The following is a 17,420-nucleotide window of genomic DNA, read 5'->3' on the forward strand; positions in this document are numbered from 1 at the left end:
GAAAGGCCGGAACCGCGAGACGGAGGTACGGAACCGGCAATCCGGGAATCCCCGAAGGAGGGGGAGGGGTACGATGAAACGTCGTCACCAGGCGATTCCCCGGGGCAGCAAGGTCGAACGCGCAGGATGCGTCCCGATGCATTTCTAGGCGCACACTTTCTTCTTTCAGTCTCCGCAGGCAGCGTGCTTGTGCCCTTCGGTGCCATTGGCAACCGGTCTACAAGGCCGTGACGGTGAAAGAGTCGAAACGATATCGATGAACGAATCGAGCAGTGGGCTCTGGCGTCGTTCCTCGAGGCAATAGAGATAGGTTTCTGTCCAGGCGGGGTCGCCCGCGATGCGCACCATGCGCAATTGCTCGTGGGGGATGAACTCGGCCTCGGAGACCGTGCAGATGCCCATTCCCCGGATCGCGGCTTCGCGTAGTGCCTCGCGGCTGCCGATTTCCATCGCCAATGTGGGCACCACGTTTGCGGCCTTCATGGCTTGTTCCATCGCCCTGCGGGTGCTCGAGCCGCTCTCCCGCTGCAGCAGCGGCTGCCGGTGCAGTTCCTCGAGTGCGACTGCCTGGCGCCTGGCGAACGGATGTTCGGTGTTGACGCACAGCACCACGGCGTGCCGTGCATACGGCATGGCCGAGAAGCCAGGCGCCTCGTGGAAGCGGGCGAGCACACCGAGATCGACGGTGTAGTCCTCCAGATCGCGAAACACGCTTGTCGAGTTCCCCATTCGAATGGAGACATCGATGCGGGGGTAGCGCTTGCGATAGGCGTCCACCATCTCGATCACATGGAAGGGGCCGACCGCGCCCAGCTTGAGGTGTCCGGCGTTGAGCTCCCCGTTGTCGTGCAGCAGGTTGTAGGCCTCGACCTCCAGCGCGCCGAGCTGGCGCGCCAACGGCAGCAGCCGCTCGCCCACGTCCGTCAGCGCGACCCCGTGGCCGCGGCGGTAGAACAGCTGCACACCGTGCCGTCGCTCCAGCGCCTGCACCTGCGTGGTGAGCGTGGGTTGACTGACTTTCAGGAAGCGCGCCGCGGCGCTGAAGCTGCCGTTCTGGGCCACGGCGAGGAAGGCGCGAAGTTGGACGGCCGACATCCATAGATTTTTACGATATTGCGATGACAAATTCATGATCGATTTGATATCTCTGCGTCATCTTGGCTTTCTAGTCTCTCGGGTGTCGTCTTCCTCACAGCCCCCACCTCCATGAGACCCTCGCACTTTTCTCCCCTGCGCCGCGCCCTGTTCGCCCTGGTGCTGCCCCTGCTGGCCTGGCCCGCGCTGGCCCAGCAGACGCTAACCATCGGCCTGATTCCGGCCGAGGATTCGCAGGCGATGATCGAAGGCAGCCGTCAGGTGATCGACAGCCTGCAGAAGCAGCTGGGCATGCCGGTCAAGCCCTTCGTCGCCACCGACTACAACGGCGTGATCGAGGCGCTGCGCGCCAAGAAGCTGGATGTCGCCTACCTCGGCCCGTTCTCCTACGTGCTCGCCAGCTCGGTGGCGGACGTCGAGGCCTTCGCCGTGGCCGTGACCAAGAAGACCGGTCAGAGCTCGTACAAGAGCGTGATCATCGCGCGCAGCGACAGCGGCTCGACCGCACCCGCCGACCTCAGGGGCAAGACCTTCGCCTTCGTCGACCCGACCTCCACCTCGGGCCACCTGTTCCCGAAGGCCGGGCTGCTGCAGGGCGGCTTCAACCCCGAGACGCACTTCAGCCGCGTGATCTTCTCGGGCTCCCACGACGCCAGCATCCTCGCCGTGGCCAACAAGAAGGTGGATGCGGCGGCGGTCGCCGACCGCATCCTCGCGTCGGCCATCGCCAAGGGCCAGGTCAAGCAGGAGGACCTGCGCGTGGTCTGGTCCTCGCAGCCGATCCCCGAATCGCCGATGGTGTGGCGCAAGGACCTGGACCCGGCCCTGAAGGAGAAGGTCGCCAAGGCCCTGGCCAACATCAAGGACCTGCCGTGGGGCGACCAAGGCGTGCTGAACGGCTTCCAGCCGACCAATGACGCGGCCTACAACGTGATCCGCGACACCGCCAAGACGCTCAAGCTGGACCTGCGGAGCATGAAGTGATCGACATTCGCCAGCTGACCAAGCGCTACGGCGGCAACCCGGTGCTGCGCGGCGTCGACTTCCAGGCCGGCCGCGGCGAGTTCGTGGTGGTGCTGGGGCAGTCCGGCGCGGGCAAGTCCACGCTGCTGCGCTGCATGAACCGGCTGGCAATCGCTGACGGCGGCGAGTTGCGCATCGACGGCATCGACGCGATGCGCTGCCGCGACCCGCGTGCGCTGCGCCGCAAGGTGGCGATGATCTTCCAGCACCACCACGTGGTGCCGCGGCTGACGGCGCTGAAGAACGTGCTCACCGGGCGGCTGGGCTCGGTATCGGTGCTCGGCTCCTGCCTGCAACTGTTCCGCCGCCAGGACATCGCGCTGGCGCACGCCTGCCTGGCGCGCGTGGGCCTGGCCCACAAGGCGAACGAGCGCACCGACGCGCTCTCCGGCGGCCAGATGCAGCGCGTGGGCATCGCCCGCGCGCTGGCCCAGCAGCCGGCCGTGATCCTGGCCGACGAGCCGGTCGCCAGCCTCGACCCGCACACCGCCCGCGCGGTGCTTGAGGACCTGCGCAGCGCCGCGCGCGAGCTGGGCATCACGGTGGTGTGCAACCTGCACCAGGTCGACTACGCGCGCGAGTTCGGCGATCGCATCGTCGGCCTCGCGCACGGGCGTGTAGTCTTCGACGACCGCCCGGACACGCTCACCGAAGCCGACATCGAGCGCATCTACGCGCCCTCGGCCGAGCCCGCCCAACCCGCGCCCGCGCCCGCGCCGGGCGCCCCCATCATGCTGGCCGCCGGCCTGGAGGGCTGAACATGCAAGCCTCTACCGATACCCGCTGGCGCTGGACCGGCCCCGAGCCGCGCGACACCCGCGGCTGGATCACGATGGCGCTGGGCACGCTCGCGCTGGTCTGGGTGCTCGACTGGAGCGCGGCCGGCGCGCAGCTGAGCTGGCGCGAGCTGGCAGCCGGCCTGCCGCAGATCGCCGACTTCATCGGCCGCACCATGCCGCCCGACACCGCCATTCTGGGCCGCCTGGTGGCTCCGGCGCTGGAGACGATCCAGATCGCCGTGTGGGGCACCTTGCTGGCGGTGCCGGCGGCGGTGCTGCTGTCCTTCCTGGCGGCGCGCAACCTGCAGTCCAACCGCTGGGTCTACCAGGGCACGCGCCAACTGCTGAACGTGGTACGCAGCATCAACGAGCTGATCCTCGCGCTAGTGTTCGTGTCGGCCGTCGGCCTCGGCCCCTTCCCGGGCGTGCTGGCGCTGGCCGTGCACGGGGCGGGCATGCTGGGCAAGTTCTTCGCTGAGGCGATCGAGGAGATCGACCAGGGCCCGCTCGAAGCGCTGCGCGCCACCGGCGCGCGGCCACTGCAGGTGGTGGTGTTCGGCGTGCTGCCGCAGGTGCTGACGGCGTGGATCGCCGTGCTGCTGTACCGCTTCGAGGTCAACCTGCGCTCGGCCACCGTTTTGGGCATGGTCGGCGCGGGCGGGCTGGGCTTCGAGCTGGTCGGCAGCCTCAAGCTGTTCCGCTACCAAGAGACCGCCACCTGCATCCTCGTGATCATGGCGATGGTCATCGTGGCCGACCTGGTGTCGAGCCAGCTGCGCCACCGCATTCAGAGCAGCGGCCGCCACTGAGCGGCCTGCATTCCGCGCCCCGCGCAGCCGTGCTGCGCGGGGCGCGGCCGCGTTCCTGTTTTCTCACTACTTGCGAATTCCCATGTGGAGCTACCACAACCCCGTCGTCATCCGTTCGGGCACCGACGCGCTGCGGCACCTGCCCGCGCTGCTCGGCGCGCGCCGCGCCATCCTCATCGCCTTCCCCGAAGCACAGCAGGTGGGCCTGCTGCCGCGCGTGCGTGCGCTGCTAGGCGAGTGCCTGGTAGCGCTCGAGACCGACGTGCGCCCCAACCCCGATGTGGACTGGCTGGCGCCGATGTACGAGCGCCTGTGGGCGCCAAGCGCGCAGGCCGAGTGCGTGGTCGCGCTGGGCGGCGGCAGCACCATCGACTGCGCCAAGGCCATGCTGGTGCGCACCCGCAGCGGCCACTTCCACGAGCTCGTGCGCGCCATGGAAGGTGACCTGCAGGGGCTGGCCGTCGACGGCCATCGCCGCCTGATCGCGCTGCCCACCACCGCCGGCACCGGCAGCGAGGTGACGCCGTGGGCCACGGTGTGGGACCAGGCGGGCGCGCGCAAGCTCTCGCTGCACTGGACTGCACCTGGCCGGAGGCGGCCATCGTCGACGCCTCGCTGATGGGCAGCCTGCCGCCCGCAGCCACGCTGGCCAGCGGGCTGGACGCGCTGTCGCATGCCTTCGAGGCGCTGTGGAACGTGCATCGCAACCCGATCTCGGCCAGCTTGGCCGTCGATGCCGCGCGTGCCATCGTCCGCACCCTGCCGGCGCTGATGCGCGAGCCCGGGCAAGTCAGCCTGCGCGAGGCCATGGCCACCGCGGCGCTGCAGGCTGGCCTGGCCTTCTCCAACACGCGCACCGCGCTGGCCCATTCGCTGTCCTACGACATCACGCTGGCGACCGGCACCGCGCACGGCATCGCCTGCTCGTTCAGCCTGCCGCGCGTGATGGCGCTGGCGCTGGGGCGCGACGCGGCGGTGGACGCGCAACTGATGGCCGTCTTCGACGCACCCAGCCCGGCCGCCGCCGTTGCCGCGCTGACGGACTTCCTGCATGCGCTGGGCGTGAGCACACGCCCGTCAGACTACGGCATCGCGGAAGCCGATTGGTCGGCGCGGGTCGACCAGGCGCTGCAAGGGCCGCGCGGGCGCAATTTCATCGCCGCCGGCTAAGCCGGTTCTTGGTTCTATCTTCCTCCGCCTTGGACTGGTCTTGTGCCGCCCCCTTCGCCGCACATACCAATGCGCGCGTCTTCAGTCAGTTTCCGCAAGCCGAATGCTTCTGTCCTTCGGAGCCATTGGGCAATCCCAGAAAGTCCAGAATGTGCGGCGTCGCGCCATCCACCTGCAACTTCGCTGTCGCACTCAGATTGCCTTGACAGTAGCTGGCCTTCAGCGGGTTGAGATAGTTGTTGTTCAGGATGAGCAAGGTGCTTCGCTCCGCCGCCGTCTGCCCGCCATGGCCGCTGCCCGTGCCGCCGTGGTCCGAAGTCACCACGATCAGCCATTCCTCGTTGGCGTAGTTCGCCCGTGCAGTGAGTGCGGAGAGCACCTGTGCGATCTGCTGGTCCTCCCCGGCGATCTTGCCCTGGTAGTAGGCATTGAGCGGGTCATAGCTCGGCGCGTGGATGTCAACGTTGTGGAGATAGTAGAAGATGGCTGTAGGCGGGTTCTTCCAGCCCAGCCATCCCTTGACCACATCAGTGGCCTCCTGGGAGTTCTTCGCTGCATTGGCGACCACGAAGTCCGCTTTCGCGGGGCGCAGGTTGTGGGTGATGTTGAACCAGTCGCCCACGACCGCCGTCGTCGCCGTCGGCCAGGTCTGCTTGATCAGATCGAACACGTGGGTCTTGAGCAGCTTCAGGTTCGTGTCGTTCGAGGTCACGCCGTGCTTGTCGGCCCAAAAGCCGGTGAACACCGAGGACCAGCCGGGCCCGCTCACCGTCGCCTGCTTGGTGCCGCCCGCCAGCAAATTGCCATGGAAAGCACCCCCTGCGATCAGTGCCGACATCGCGGGCGTCTGCACGCAGCCCTGGCACTGGATCGCGTCGCCGCGCAGGCCGTCGATGCCGATCAGCAGGACGTGTTTGTTGCCCGGCACCGGGTTGGGAATACCCTCGCCGGCAATCAGCGAGTAGTGGTCGTAGGGGTTGCCGGGATAGTCGTTCTTCAGTCCACCCACATCACTGGCGCGCTTGTCACTGAGGTCGCAGCGCTGCTGGGACTTGTAGTAGTCGAAGGATTTGCACCATCCGGAGCGGCTCGCGTCGGTGCACGCGTTGGCGCAATCGCCGGGCGTCACGGCTTGCAGGCTCTCGGTGTTGTGACCGCTGATCGCTGCGTCGGGCGTGCGCATGAAAGGCTTCAGCGGGTCGGGCTTGAGGCTGTAGTGGTCATAGGGATTGTTGGGGTAGTCCGTCTTCAGGCCGCCTATGTCGACCGCGCGCTTGTCGCTGAGGTCGCAACTCATGTTGACCTTGTCGAAATCGAAGGACACGCACCATGCGGCGCGTGGCGCGCCGAGACAGGCCGTGGCGCACGTTTCAGGTGTAATCTGAGTGAGATTTTCGACGTTGTAACCCGAGATCGCAGCATTTGGCGACTGCTCGAATGCATCGAGCGTCGCGGCACTCGCAGGGGCGGTGAGCGCAATCAACAGACACGTCAGTCCGGCGCGAACCAATGCTTTCATGTGATGTTCCTGATGGTGTGGTGAAGGATGTCGTCGTTTCAATGGCAGCCTGCTCGGCGCGATCCATGTGCTCGAAGTCGTGTTCAAGTGGTTGGGGACTGCGACGCTGCGCGCTGGCGGAACACTCACGTTGTGGCACTGCAGGGTTGCCCGCATGTGTCGCGTGAGACGACCCGTGCTTGCGTAGTTCAAGAGCATCGATGCCAACACGTGAGCGCAGATTGCGAACGCGTCGCCGTGGTCACTCGCCCGAAAGCTGCCGGTGGTATCTGCGGATCCACTTGGCGGCGACTTCGAAGGCCAGGTCTTGATGCAGACGTTCCCCGGCCATGCCAAGTTCGCGTTCATTCCTTGAATCCGAGACCGTGTTTTCGCTGCCGCTTGGAGCGAGGATCGGGACCGCGGCCACGCAGGCCACCGCTGCCGACTTGGTCGCTGATGAAGTCATTGCAGGTCCTCGGTGGTTGGTTGCTTGGAGAGTCCATGTGGCGTCGAGATTGCGCGAGCATCTTGTGGACCTCGAACGCGCAAGCGTCATGCGCCAGTGTCGTGCCGCCGCGCGGCAGGGCACGCAGAAGCGCCACTGTGCAGTTGCCGTCAACGACGGATGAACACCGCAATGAAGGCGCTGATGAGGCAACTTGCCGCGACGATGGGGAACACCACCGACGTGTTGCCCGAATGGTCCAGCATCCGGCCGATCAACGGTTCGCCCAGGCCGGCCAGCAGATATGAGAAGAAGTTCATGACGCCGGTTGCCGTGCCGGCGCGCTGGGCGCCCACCAGGTCGGGGCACAGTGCCCAGAACGACGATGCTGGTCCATAGACGAAGAAGCCCGCCAGGAAGAGCAGCCCCAGCCCGAGGATGCTGGTGGGTACGAGATACATGCCCATCGAGGCAACGGCACCCAGCAGCATGTAGAGCACGATGGCCTTGTAACGCGTGGAGCCGAACACCTTGTCGGAAATCCAGCCGTTGGTGAGCGCACCGAAGGCCATGCCCACCGGCAGCGCCACCGAGATCCAGGCGGGATCCATCATCCTGTCGGCGGCCTTGGCCCAGTCCTTGCCGAGGAAGTGCACCGGCACCCAGACGATGAGGCCATACCGTGCGGCGTTCTGGAAGCCGATGGCCAATGCGGCGATCATCAGCCTGGGGTTGCTGAGCACGGCCTTGTAGCGTGACCATGAATTTTCCGCGGGCCCGCTGTTGGTCAGCCCGCCCGGGGGCTTTTGGGGGGTGTTGTCGGCTGCGCCGGTGTCGGGTGACTTGAAACCCAGATCTTCCGGACGCTCACGGGCAATCAGGTAGAAGGCGATGCCGCCGACCAGCATCAGCAGCACCGGCAGTCGGAAGATCCATCGCCATTCGAGGTGCAGCACGTTGATGACGATGATCGAGGTCACGAAAGACAGCACCGAAGCGCAACCGGCGGCAAACACGTAGAAACCGTAGACCTTGCCGCGCTCGCTCGCGCCCCACCAGTTCGACAGCAGCCGGCTGCCCGGCGCCCAGCCCAGGGCCTGGAAATAGCCGTTGATGCCCCAGGGAACGGCCAGGCTCTTGAAGCCCACCGCGAAGCTGACGATCCAGTTGGCCGCGCACGAGAGGATGGCGCCTGCCGTCATCACGCGACGTCCGCCGAATTTGTCGCCCAGGTTGCCGTTGATGGCCTGGCCGATGGCATAGCACCACAGCAACGAGGTCGAGGCCCAGCCCAGCACCTCTTTCGAAAGCCCGAACTCCTTCTGGATGCCCGGGATCGCGAAGCCGAAGGTCTGCCGTCCTGTGTAGAAGAAGAAGTAGCAGAACATGGCCGCGAGCAGCATTCGCCACTGCGCCTTGCGAAACGAGTTATCGAGCGGCGATACGTAGGTGCCTGCCGTCAAGGTCTGGTTGGCTATCTGCATTTTTGTCTCCGTTGATTTACCGACTGATTCCCCGGTGCCGGTTCTTTGCCGACATGTCTGGTTGGGAAAGCTTGGATGGCTAGGCGGCCATCGGCGCGCCGATGAAGTTCTTTCCGCGCGCGCCCTCCATGGCGCGCGCAATCATGGCTGCCGCCTCGGCGTCTGCAACGCCGTAGTCGGAGAATTCGGTCTTGACGCCCAGGCCGTTGAGGAAGTCTCGCAAGCGCTGCTTTGCGGCCGAGAGGTCGGGCCCGAACACGCGCTGCAGCGTAAGGTCGCGGTCTGCCGACTTGGCCCAGGCCTTCTCGAGCACGATCGGCAGCGTGAAAGAGCAAGCGATGCCGTGTGGCAAGCCGTGGCGCAGCGTCATCTCGTACGAGATGGAATGTGCGAGCGCCGTCTTTGTGTTGGAGAAGGCCATGCCGGCCTTGAGCGCGGCCAGCGCCATGTGCTCGCGCAGGTCGAGATTGCCCAGGTCCCTCAGCAGCGCTGGCAGGCAGGTGAAGATGTCCTGTATCGCCGAAACGGCAAAAGTGTCGGAAACCGGATTGGCATTCACGTTCCAGATCGACTCCAGTGCGTGCGAAAGCGCATCGAGCCCCGTCGACACCGTAGTTCCCGCCGGGACCGTGGTCATGAGCTCGGGATCGACGATGGCAGCCTCAGGCCAGGTCATGTCCAGGTGCAGCGAGTACTTCTTCTGGTTGCCGGCGTCCCAGATCGTTGCCCAGGGAGTCACTTCGCTGCCGGTGCCGGCGGTGGTGGGCACGGCGATCAGCGGTTTGACGCTTGTCGGAGTGAAGGGCTGGCCCGTGGCAAGCAGGCCCACGAGCTCATGGAATTTCCCGCCCGCCGTGCCGACCATCAGCGCCTTCGCCGTGTCGATGGCGCTGCCTCCTCCCACTGCGACGATCGCGTCGCACGAGGCGCCTTCGCTCCAGAATTTGTTGTACAGGGCCTCGAGTTGCTCGACGTCGGGGTTGGGACGCACGTCTTCGACAACGCCGACCAGGCTGTCTTTCAGCAGTCCCTCAAGTCGCGCGATGAGACCGAGGCCGCGGGCCTCTGGAAAAGTGACGAGCACGACCCGACGGCCGTGGAGAATTGCTGGCAGCCGCTCGAGGCTGCCTCGGCCACTATGGATCGAAACGGGGTTGTGATAAGTGTGGGGCATCGAAATGGTCTCCGTGTGGGATGTATTCATCAGCGCCGCGCGACTTCGCGTATTGGCATTGGGCGCAGTGTCTGGGCGAGGCGGTGCGTCGTCCAATCGCATTTGCGGTGCGCGCCTGGTCCAAAACCGATGGATCGCCGAGCGCGCCTCGAAGTGAAGACCCTGACGACGCGACGTGATGGGCGTTGCATAGGGAAAACACGGGTAAGCGCGCATGCACTGCGCGATCGCGTGTGAGAGTCTCGCTGTCATCCCTCGCATTTGTTCCGCGGACAGCCTTGACATGTTTCACCAGTACTACAAATCGATCCGTTGCTTCCACGCCGTCGCCAAGACGGGAGGGTTCACTGCAGCGGCGCAGTACTTGCACATCGGGCAGCCCACCGTCACTGATCAGGTCAAGGCGCTCGAGACGCGCTTCAATGTCGAGCTCTTCCTGCGTGGTGGGCGAGGCGTGAAACTCACTGCCGCAGGTGAGCGGCTCTATGCGATCACGCAGGGACTGTTCGGTCAGGAGGAAGAGGCGCTCCAGTTTCTCCAGAGCGTGCATAAGCTCAAGGCGGGGCTGGTCCGCGTCGGCGCGGTGTCGCCGCCTATCGCGCTGGAGCTTGCGCGCACCTTTCGACAGGCGTATCCATCGATCGAACTTACGGTTTCTATCGGCTCGGAGAAGTCGACGCTGCAGGGCTTGCAAGACTTCGACATCGATGTGGGCATCGTTGCTGAACCTCCGGGCGTCGAGGGGCTGCACATCGTGCACTACCGCAGCGAGCGCATCGTCGCAGTCGTGCCGCAGGCCCATCCATGGGCGAAGCGAACCAGCATCGCCACCGGCGACATCCAGGGTGAGGCGCTGATCTTGCGTGAACCCGGCTCGAAGACAAGACACCGGGTGGAGCGTGCATGCGAGCAGGCCAATGTGCCGCTCGACTGCATCATGGAGATCAACAGCCGCGAAGCCATCCTGCATGCGGTTGCCAATGGCATGGGCGTGAGTTTCGTCACCCAAGTGGAGTTCATTCCCTTGCCCGGCTTGGCTGCAGTGGTGGTTGATGACGAGCAACTGTCGATCAATTACTCGCTGTGTTGCCTCGAGGTGCGCAGTCAGAGACCGCTGATCAAGGCCCTCTTCGACGTCGCTCTTCGCTGACAAGTCCTACCGCATCGCATGCTGGAAGCACCCGGGGTGTCGCTCGTCGGGAAGCCGCGACGCTCAGGAGATCTACCAAGGCTACGCGAGTGCCATATCGGACATCGTGATGCTGTCGCTGGGCACCGGCGTCAATCGGCGGGGGTGCCGACCGGCGCCGTGTCCAACCCTCTGGACTGGGGCGTCACGCATTGGCTGTGGCCGTTCAGCAATGGTGTGGTCCCGGCCACGGCACTGCTCAACCTCACGATGGATGCCACTGCGGAACCCGCGGCGCACCAGGCTGCGCAACTGCTCGGCGGCAACTACATGCGCGCCAACGTGCCACTGGCCCAGCCCTTCGGCCTGGACGACTACAAGAACGTGGGCGAGTTGGTGAGTGCGGCGCAGAACTACATCGAGAACTCGCCCGATTGGGCCAATGCGCACCTGGATCGGAAAGAACTGGAAGTGAAAGAAGGGCGTCGCCGTGACGCTCGACCGTGGTCCACGTGGCCGGGCGGCGTAGATTTCAGCGCCTCCTATGGGCGCTGTGGCCCGCGGTTATCGCGAGACGTGCTCCGTTGCGCAAGCGGTGCGATGAAAGGGCGAGGGCACCGCTCCCGCCGCGTAGCCAGCCAGCGGCAGCGTGTCGGGTGGTCTGTTCCTACGGGGGCGCTGCTTCATGATGTGAGGTCAAGGCGTGCCGTGCAGGGCGAAGACGCAGCAGCCGTCGTTGCAGCAGGGTATGGATCAGCGCAGTATGTCAAATATTTTTGATATCTTTTCGGCTGCGACTTTCCATGAACCTCATCGACATCGGCCATGCAGTGCGGGTGCGACGTACGGAACTGGGCTTGTCCCAGCTGCAGTTGGCACACCTGAGTGGCTTGTCTCGTCAGACCCTGATCGGCCTGGAAAGCGGTGCTCTGAGCGATCTTGGCGTCAATCGTGTAGGGCAGGTGATGGCGGTGCTGGGGTTGGACACCCCAAAACCAGATCCGCTGGCGCGGCGCAAGAAGCGCGGCCTGTGGATGGCCGCCAAGACGGCCAGCGTCAGCTATGCGCGCGAACTGGCCCCCGAGGCGCTCGAACAGGTCCTGGCAAGCGGCGACGTGCCGCCTCCATTTGCCCCGCATCTGATGCATTTGCTTGACGAGGCACCCGTGCCGATCATGGTGATGGCCGTGGAGGAGACGGCCTCACGCGCGCACCTGCCTCCAAGACAGGTATGGCGAAATGTGGCGAAGCTGGCCGAATCTTTGTCCGTGCATCGGCGAGCGTTGTGGGTATGAGTTCAGGATCGCTGCCACGCCGGTGCGTGGGAGAAGCTCTTTCCGCGCGCGCTGGCATTGATCGACGAGATCGCCCGCTTTAGCGGGGATTGTCGATCCGTTCTGGACCTTCGGCGGCGGGACTGTGCTGATGTTCCGTTACCGACATCGGCTGAGCAAGGATATCGATATCTTCGTCCCCGATCCGCAGTATCTCGGTTTCGTCACACCTCGCTTGAGTGACACGGCGGCAGATCTGACGCAGGATTACACCGAGCAGCCCGGCGCCTTCGTCAAACTGCAGTTCGAGGAGGGCAAGGTCGACTTCGTGGCCTCTCCCAACCTGCTGGCCGACGCTTGGGAAACCTGGGACTTCGGCGGTCGCTGCGTGAAGGTGGAGACGGCCGCCGAGATCATTGCGAAGAAGATGTACCACCGCGGTGACCGGGCCACGGCGCGCGATCTGTTTGACCTTGCGCTCGTAGTCGAGCGGGAGCCCCAGCAACTCTTGGCGGCGATGCCATTTCTGGTGCGCTACCGAGAGGCGTTCGTGTCCCAGATCCGGCAGCCACATCCAGGGTTGATCGCTGCGTTCGATGCGATCGCTACGCTGGACTACACGCCAGGCTTCGATCACTGCGTGGCGGTGGTCGGCGAGTTCCTGGACAGTCTGTTGTAGTTGTTAGAGCGGCACAGCATTTAGCGCGAAGGGACATGCTGATGCAGGGTGGGGGCTATCACGAGAAAGCGCTCCCAGGCGACCGGCCGGGAAGGGATCAACTTCGTGCGTACGCTGGTTGAGCGTCACAACTGCACATTCCAAGAGATCGATCTGCAGAACGATCTGGGAAATGATGCTTACGTCGAGTTTGAACTCAGGCATCGCCTTCCGTCAGTGCTGCAGATAGGCACTGAGCTTGTCGATGATCTCGCGGCTGCCGCGCTCCCGGCTGCCGTTGTCATCGAAGCCGTCGAGGAATGCCCCCTGTTCCGTCATGATCAGCCGGGTCCCTGCGCCCGACGCCTTGAACTCGAGGCTGGCCAGCGAGATCGAGATCTTGCGTGCGTCCAGGTGCATCTCGTAGGTATAGACGATCCGTTCACCGGGAATGATGTCGAAGTAGGTCGCGTCGAACTCGGTCACCATGCCGGACTTCCATTGGCCCTTCAGCCGCTCGCGGCCACCGACCTTGAAATCCATGGTCCGCTCGACGATCTCCCAGTTGTCGTTGGGTGCCGTGAACCAGCCGTTCTTGCCCTCGATGCTCGCGAAGGCGTCGAACACCCGCTGCGGCCTCACGTCGGGATAGGTGCGTTCGATGGTGAAGACGCCGTGGGACACGCTGCGGTTGGGTTGGGTCTGAGGGGTCATTTGGGTTCTCCGTCTGGAAGGCGCTTGAGGTGTTCGCCGAGGCGGTCGAGACGCTGGTCCCACTCCGCCCGGCGCCGGTTGAACCACTGCTCGGCCAAGCTGAGCGTGGCGGTATCTATGCGGCAGGTGCGCACCCGCCCGATCTTTTCGGAGCGCACCAGGCCACTGGCCTCCAGCACTGCCAGGTGCTGGACGATGGCCGGCAGCGACATCGCGTAGGGTTCGGCGATCTCACTGACAGTGGCTTGGCCGCGCGACAAGCGCTCCACGATGCCGCGCCGCGTCGGATCCGCGAGCGCCTGGAACGTCAGGTCGAGATTGGCGGTCGCATGGGGCATCAGCCATTCCTCAAGGGGAAGTACTGGAAGTAGGGTTCGGCCTCGGCCAGCACGCGGGCCACGCTGGGGCGTGCCTTCAGGCGAAGGAGATAAGCCGCGAGTTCGGGCCATTCGCTCAGCCGAACGGCGTGGTCGGCGTAGAACAGCGCCGGCAGGGCTGCACAGTCGGCCATGGTGAAGGATTCGCCCATGGCCCAGGGTCCGCTGATCATGGGGGCGACGAGGTCATAGCCCGATCGGATCTGGCGACGCGCCTGTTCGGCGCCGAAAGGATCATGCTGTCCCTCCGGGCGCAGCCGTTCGGCCACCACCTGCTGGAAGGGCGCGTGGATGTAGTTGTCGATAAGTCGATCGGTGAGACGAGTCTGCATCGCCAACTCGGGATCGCCTGGAAGCAGGGAAGCGGCGCGGGGCTCGGTGCGCGCCAGGTAGTCGATGATGATGCTCGACTCCGGGATCGTCTTGCCTCGCGCGTTGTCGCGCAGCACGGGGAACTTCGCCAGCGGCCAGACCGCCTGGAAGGCAGCACGGTCGGCGGAATCGCCGAGATTCACCAGACGCGACTCGAAAGCGATGTCGGCCTCATAGAGTGCGATCAGCACTTTCCAGCAGAAAGAAGACAGCGGGTGGTAGTAGAGGGTGAAGGACATCGCCGGCCTAAAACTTAAGAAGATGCTTAAGTATCTGGGGTGGCCAGTGAAGCGTCAAGCGGTTTGTCGGTGGCCAGATCCGGACCGATGCCTGTTCCGTGGCGTGCTTGCTCCGAAAAATCGACGGCTCGCGCTGTTGTCGTGCTCACGCTCCATGACGTTGCGCTGAGCACTCCGATTCCCGTGCACGCGCGATGCCGGCGATGCAGCACGAGATCGGGCGCAACGGTCCTTGTCCCTGCGGCAGCGGCAACAGGTTCGAGAAGTGCCGCGGCGTGGCAGACGCGTTGCGCTGAAGCAGTGCTGTCCGCACGCACCGCATGGCCTGCGCTTGAGGGACCGGGAACCGGACCTCGGTGGATCAAACGGTTCGGCGGCCCCCTGGGCTTGCCTGCGTCGCGCATGGACCTGCCATGACCTGCTGCGTCTCGACCGAAATCAGAAGCGGCCGGAACGCGCAAATCTCCTACTTCCTCGGCGTCCGGCGGCGCGCAGTCTTGGCGCATCTTCCTATCGAGGCAAAGAGATCATGGCAACCAGTAGCATCCTCGGCGGCGAGCACGCGCCCGTCACACCGAAGGGCACCGATGCGGAGAGCCTCGGGCCGAGTGACTCCAGCGACAGCGGCAGCGACGCATCGGGCGACAACCGCGCGGCGGCCGAAGGCGGGCTCGAGACCCCCACCAATGCCGACATACTCCCGGACCGCACAGGTGTCCTCCCGGATGCCGCGGCCGAGGTGGCGAACTCGGTGGACGACCCGGAGGCGCTCAGCGTGCAGGACCTGGCCGACGAAGTCGCAGCCGATCGAGAAGGCGAAGAGGAAGCGGGTGGGCGCGAAGAGGGTGGAGAGGGCGGGGAGGGCGAAGGTCGCCGGCACCGCTGATGCCCTCCACCCGCTCCCCTGCCGCCACCAGACAGTGGCCATCGTCCAACCCGCTGAACCGCACCCTGCGCCGCGTGTTCGGACACACCCGGCTGCGCGCTGGCCAGGCCGAAGTCATCGAGCGGGTCATGCAAGGGCTGTCAACCCTCGCCGTGATGCCCACGGGCGCGGGAAAGTCGCTGTGCTATCAGTTGCCGGCGCTGCTGCGCGAGGGACGCACGGTGGTGGTCTCCCCGCTGATCGCGCTGATGAAGGACCAGTGCGACAAGCTCAGAGCCTTGGGGATCCAGGCGATCCAGGTCAACAGCGCCCTCTCCGCGGACGAGCTCGCTGCGGCCGAAACGGCGCTGCGCGATGGCAGCGCGCGCATCGTGCTGACCACACCCGAGCGGCTCGCCGATCACGCCTTCCTGGAGCAGCTCGCGGCCCATCCTGTGGCCCTGGTGGCGGTGGACGAGGCGCACTGCATCTCGCAATGGGGCCATGACTTTCGGCCGGCCTTCCTCGACATCGGCCCTGCCATCCGGGCGCTGGGCAATCCCACCGTGCTGGCGCTCACCGCGACGGCCGGTTCGGAGGTCGCCGCCGACGTGATGAAACACCTCGCGATCCCGCGCGGAGGACTGGTCGAGACAGGCGCCTATCGCGCCAACCTGCACTTCGCGGTGGAGCAGATGCAGCAGGAGGCGGATCGCCAGCAGCGCATCGTGGAACTGGTGCAGCAGGAAGCCGGCAGCGGCATCGTCTATGCCGCCACGGTGAAGGCCGCCGAGCAGGCCTTCGAGCTTCTGCGCGCGCGGAACGAGTCGGTCGCGATCTATCACGGCAAGTTGGGAACGCGCGAGCGTGGCGAGGCACAGGAGCGTTTCATGAGCGGCGCCGCGCGGGTGATGGTGGCGACCAACGCGTTCGGCATGGGCATCGACAAGCCCGACATTCGCTTCATCGTTCACTGCCAGATGCCGTCGAGTCTGCACGCCTACTACCAGGAAGCGGGGCGCGCCGGTCGTGACGGAAAGCGAGCGCGCTGTGTGCTGCTCTTCCAGGCCAAGGACAGGGTGGTTCAGCAGTTCTTTCTGGCCGGAAAATATCCCCAGCTCGAGGACCTCGATGCGGTCTATCGCCAGTTGCTCGCCACGCCGCCCGGGGACGAGGGCTGGACCACCGCCAGCCTCCTCGAGGCATTGGATCGCCCGCGCAGCAAAATGCAGGCGGCTGTCGCTTTGCTGCGGCAGGCAAAGTTGCTGCGCATCGGCCGGCGAGGAGAGATGGCACTTCGACAGAAGGCCGCCTCGCGCGTCGATCTGAGCACGATGCTCGACGCCTACAAGGAGCGCCGGCTGCAGGACCGGCAGACGCTCGAGCGCATGCTGTCGTACGCGCAGACGGGGCAGTGCCGCTGGCAACTGCTGCTGGCCGAACTGGACCCCTCGGCCGAGGCGAAGCGCTGCGGCACATGCGACAACTGCCGTCGTATTGCAGCCCATGAGGCCACGCTGGCGCAGCCGATCCTCGTGGGCACGCCGTCGGCAACGGCGGCTGCGGCCGGGGCTGCGAACCCTCAGGCGAAGGCGCGCGCACGCAAGCCGGTGCTTTTCGCCAAAAGCGATCTGGTCCAGGTCAGGCGTTTTGGGGCGGGCGTTGTCGTCGCCTCGACGGAGGGATCCGTCACGGTGGCTTTCGAGGATGGCACGCAGCGCTGCATTCACCCGGCCTACGTCACTCGTCGTCGCGTGCCGCGAAACTCGGCGAGCTCCTATTCCGAGAGCGAGAGCGAGAGCGAGAGCGAGAGCGAGAGCGAGAGCGAGAGCGAGAGCGAGAGCGAGAGCGAGACCGGTGCCCTCTTGGCCGGCGGCGCGTCGGCGCGCGGCCTGCTCAAAGCAGGCATGCCGGCCTGAGTGTCTCTTTAAGTTGGAGTGGCCGGGTTGAGCGGCGCGGCCTGAGCGATATGTCGCCTCAGACAGAGGTCTCGAAAGCATGGCAACGCCGAGCGCAGGTCAGGCCTCGGGGCGCTGTTTCCTGGGGCGGCTTGAGCCTTGCCCGCCGCGACAGAACCCTGGCCAGCAAAACAACGAGGAAAACCCGGCGGCAAAAGAAAACCCGCCGAAGCGGGCCAAGTGGGCAGCCGTGTGGGCTCACTGCGACCACCGGCAAGACGCAGCTTCTGGCCGGCGCTCACAACTTCTTCAACCTGGGAGCGGCTTCATCCGCCTGAAATAGGAAGGGATTTCCATTATGGAAATATTTTCCATAAATTTCTTATGATCGCTTCCGGTCAGCCCCGCCGCAGC

Annotated in this window: 16 protein-coding genes and 2 pseudogenes; 10 read left to right on the forward strand and 8 right to left on the reverse strand. The window is 65.2% G+C overall.

Annotation, left to right across the window (positions count from 1 at the left end; genetic code table 11):
• Window positions 1-165: 165 nt before the first annotated feature.
• A complete protein-coding gene (locus ACAM57_RS33835; protein WP_369662911.1) occupies window positions 166-1,095 on the reverse strand; it encodes a LysR substrate-binding domain-containing protein in 930 nt (309 codons plus the stop codon).
• A 111-nt stretch (window positions 1,096-1,206) separates the two neighbouring features.
• Here ACAM57_RS33835 and phnD point away from each other — a divergent pair, with 111 nt between their 5' ends.
• The 4 genes and pseudogenes from phnD (at window position 1,207) to psrA (ACAM57_RS33855) (ending at window position 4,876) form a co-directional block, all read left to right on the forward strand.
• The gene (phnD, locus tag ACAM57_RS33840) at window positions 1,207-2,079 is read left to right on the forward strand and encodes a phosphonate ABC transporter substrate-binding protein (protein ID WP_369662567.1); all 873 of its coding nucleotides are present in this window, start codon (window positions 1,207-1,209) and stop codon (window positions 2,077-2,079) included.
• Window positions 2,076-2,876: a phosphonate ABC transporter ATP-binding protein gene (gene phnC, locus ACAM57_RS33845; RefSeq protein ID WP_369662568.1), complete on the forward strand. Its 801-nt coding sequence runs from the start codon at window positions 2,076-2,078 to the stop codon at window positions 2,874-2,876. Before phnD ends, phnC begins: the two co-directional genes overlap by 4 nt.
• A gap of 74 nt (window positions 2,877-2,950) precedes the next feature.
• On the forward strand, window positions 2,951-3,706 hold the full coding sequence (gene phnE / locus ACAM57_RS33850; RefSeq protein ID WP_369662912.1) for a phosphonate ABC transporter, permease protein PhnE: 756 nt from the start codon (window positions 2,951-2,953) through the stop codon (window positions 3,704-3,706).
• 82 nt (window positions 3,707-3,788) lie between these two features.
• A pseudogene (psrA, locus tag ACAM57_RS33855) lies at window positions 3,789-4,876 on the forward strand (iron-containing alcohol dehydrogenase PsrA).
• A gap of 85 nt (window positions 4,877-4,961) precedes the next feature.
• Here psrA (ACAM57_RS33855) and ACAM57_RS33860 read toward each other — a convergent pair.
• The 4 genes from ACAM57_RS33860 to psrA (ACAM57_RS33875) all read right to left on the reverse strand — a co-directional run bounded on the left by ACAM57_RS33860 (window position 4,962) and on the right by psrA (ACAM57_RS33875) (window position 9,480).
• The gene (locus tag ACAM57_RS33860; protein ID WP_369662569.1) at window positions 4,962-6,395 is read right to left on the reverse strand and encodes a PAN domain-containing protein; all 1,434 of its coding nucleotides are present in this window, start codon (window positions 6,393-6,395) and stop codon (window positions 4,962-4,964) included.
• Between the two features lie 241 nt (window positions 6,396-6,636).
• On the reverse strand, window positions 6,637-6,843 hold the full coding sequence (locus tag ACAM57_RS33865; protein WP_369662570.1) for a hypothetical protein: 207 nt from the start codon (window positions 6,841-6,843) through the stop codon (window positions 6,637-6,639).
• Between the two features lie 149 nt (window positions 6,844-6,992).
• Complete coding sequence (locus ACAM57_RS33870; protein WP_369662571.1) at window positions 6,993-8,306, reverse strand: MFS transporter; 1,314 nt, start codon at window positions 8,304-8,306, stop codon at window positions 6,993-6,995.
• Between the two features lie 79 nt (window positions 8,307-8,385).
• A complete protein-coding gene (psrA, locus tag ACAM57_RS33875; protein WP_369662572.1) occupies window positions 8,386-9,480 on the reverse strand; it encodes an iron-containing alcohol dehydrogenase PsrA in 1,095 nt (364 codons plus the stop codon).
• 283 nt (window positions 9,481-9,763) lie between these two features.
• Here psrA (ACAM57_RS33875) and ACAM57_RS33880 point away from each other — a divergent pair, with 283 nt between their 5' ends.
• The 4 genes and pseudogenes from ACAM57_RS33880 (at window position 9,764) to ACAM57_RS33895 (ending at window position 12,562) form a co-directional block, all read left to right on the forward strand.
• Window positions 9,764-10,630 (forward strand): LysR substrate-binding domain-containing protein, encoded by an 867-nt coding sequence (locus ACAM57_RS33880; RefSeq protein ID WP_369662573.1) that lies wholly within the window; start codon window positions 9,764-9,766, stop codon window positions 10,628-10,630.
• A gap of 159 nt (window positions 10,631-10,789) precedes the next feature.
• Complete coding sequence (locus ACAM57_RS33885) at window positions 10,790-11,389, forward strand: hypothetical protein (protein WP_369662574.1); 600 nt, start codon at window positions 10,790-10,792, stop codon at window positions 11,387-11,389.
• Window positions 11,390-11,412: 23 nt separating this feature from the next.
• Window positions 11,413-11,904: a helix-turn-helix transcriptional regulator gene (locus tag ACAM57_RS33890; protein WP_369662575.1), complete on the forward strand. Its 492-nt coding sequence runs from the start codon at window positions 11,413-11,415 to the stop codon at window positions 11,902-11,904.
• A pseudogene (locus tag ACAM57_RS33895) lies at window positions 11,901-12,562 on the forward strand (nucleotidyl transferase AbiEii/AbiGii toxin family protein). Before ACAM57_RS33890 ends, ACAM57_RS33895 begins: the two are co-directional and overlap by 4 nt.
• 213 nt (window positions 12,563-12,775) lie before the next feature.
• On the opposite strand, the gene ACAM57_RS33900 reads toward ACAM57_RS33895, so the two are convergent.
• From ACAM57_RS33900 to ACAM57_RS33910, 3 genes are read right to left on the reverse strand one after another with little or no spacing between them, the layout of a single operon-like run.
• On the reverse strand, window positions 12,776-13,255 hold the full coding sequence (locus ACAM57_RS33900) for an SRPBCC family protein (RefSeq protein ID WP_369662576.1): 480 nt from the start codon (window positions 13,253-13,255) through the stop codon (window positions 12,776-12,778).
• Window positions 13,252-13,593, reverse strand: coding sequence for an ArsR/SmtB family transcription factor (locus tag ACAM57_RS33905; protein ID WP_369662577.1), 342 nt, complete (start codon window positions 13,591-13,593; stop codon window positions 13,252-13,254). Before ACAM57_RS33905 ends, ACAM57_RS33900 begins: the two co-directional genes overlap by 4 nt.
• Entirely contained in the window at window positions 13,593-14,243 is a 651-nt protein-coding gene (locus tag ACAM57_RS33910; RefSeq protein WP_369662578.1) for a glutathione S-transferase family protein, read from the reverse strand. Before ACAM57_RS33910 ends, ACAM57_RS33905 begins: the two co-directional genes overlap by 1 nt.
• 529 nt (window positions 14,244-14,772) lie before the next feature.
• On the opposite strand from ACAM57_RS33910, the gene ACAM57_RS33915 reads away from it, so the two are divergent.
• Entirely contained in the window at window positions 14,773-15,129 is a 357-nt protein-coding gene (locus tag ACAM57_RS33915) for a hypothetical protein (RefSeq protein ID WP_369662579.1), read from the forward strand.
• Window positions 15,129-17,027, forward strand: a complete 1,899-nt coding sequence (locus ACAM57_RS33920) for an ATP-dependent DNA helicase RecQ (protein ID WP_369662580.1) — start codon at window positions 15,129-15,131, stop codon at window positions 17,025-17,027. Before ACAM57_RS33915 ends, ACAM57_RS33920 begins: the two co-directional genes overlap by 1 nt.
• Window positions 17,028-17,420 lie beyond the last annotated feature (393 nt).

It is taken from the genome of Variovorax sp. V15 (genome assembly GCF_041154425.1).
GTDB classification, from domain to species: Bacteria; Pseudomonadota; Gammaproteobacteria; order Burkholderiales; family Burkholderiaceae_C; genus Variovorax; species Variovorax guangxiensis.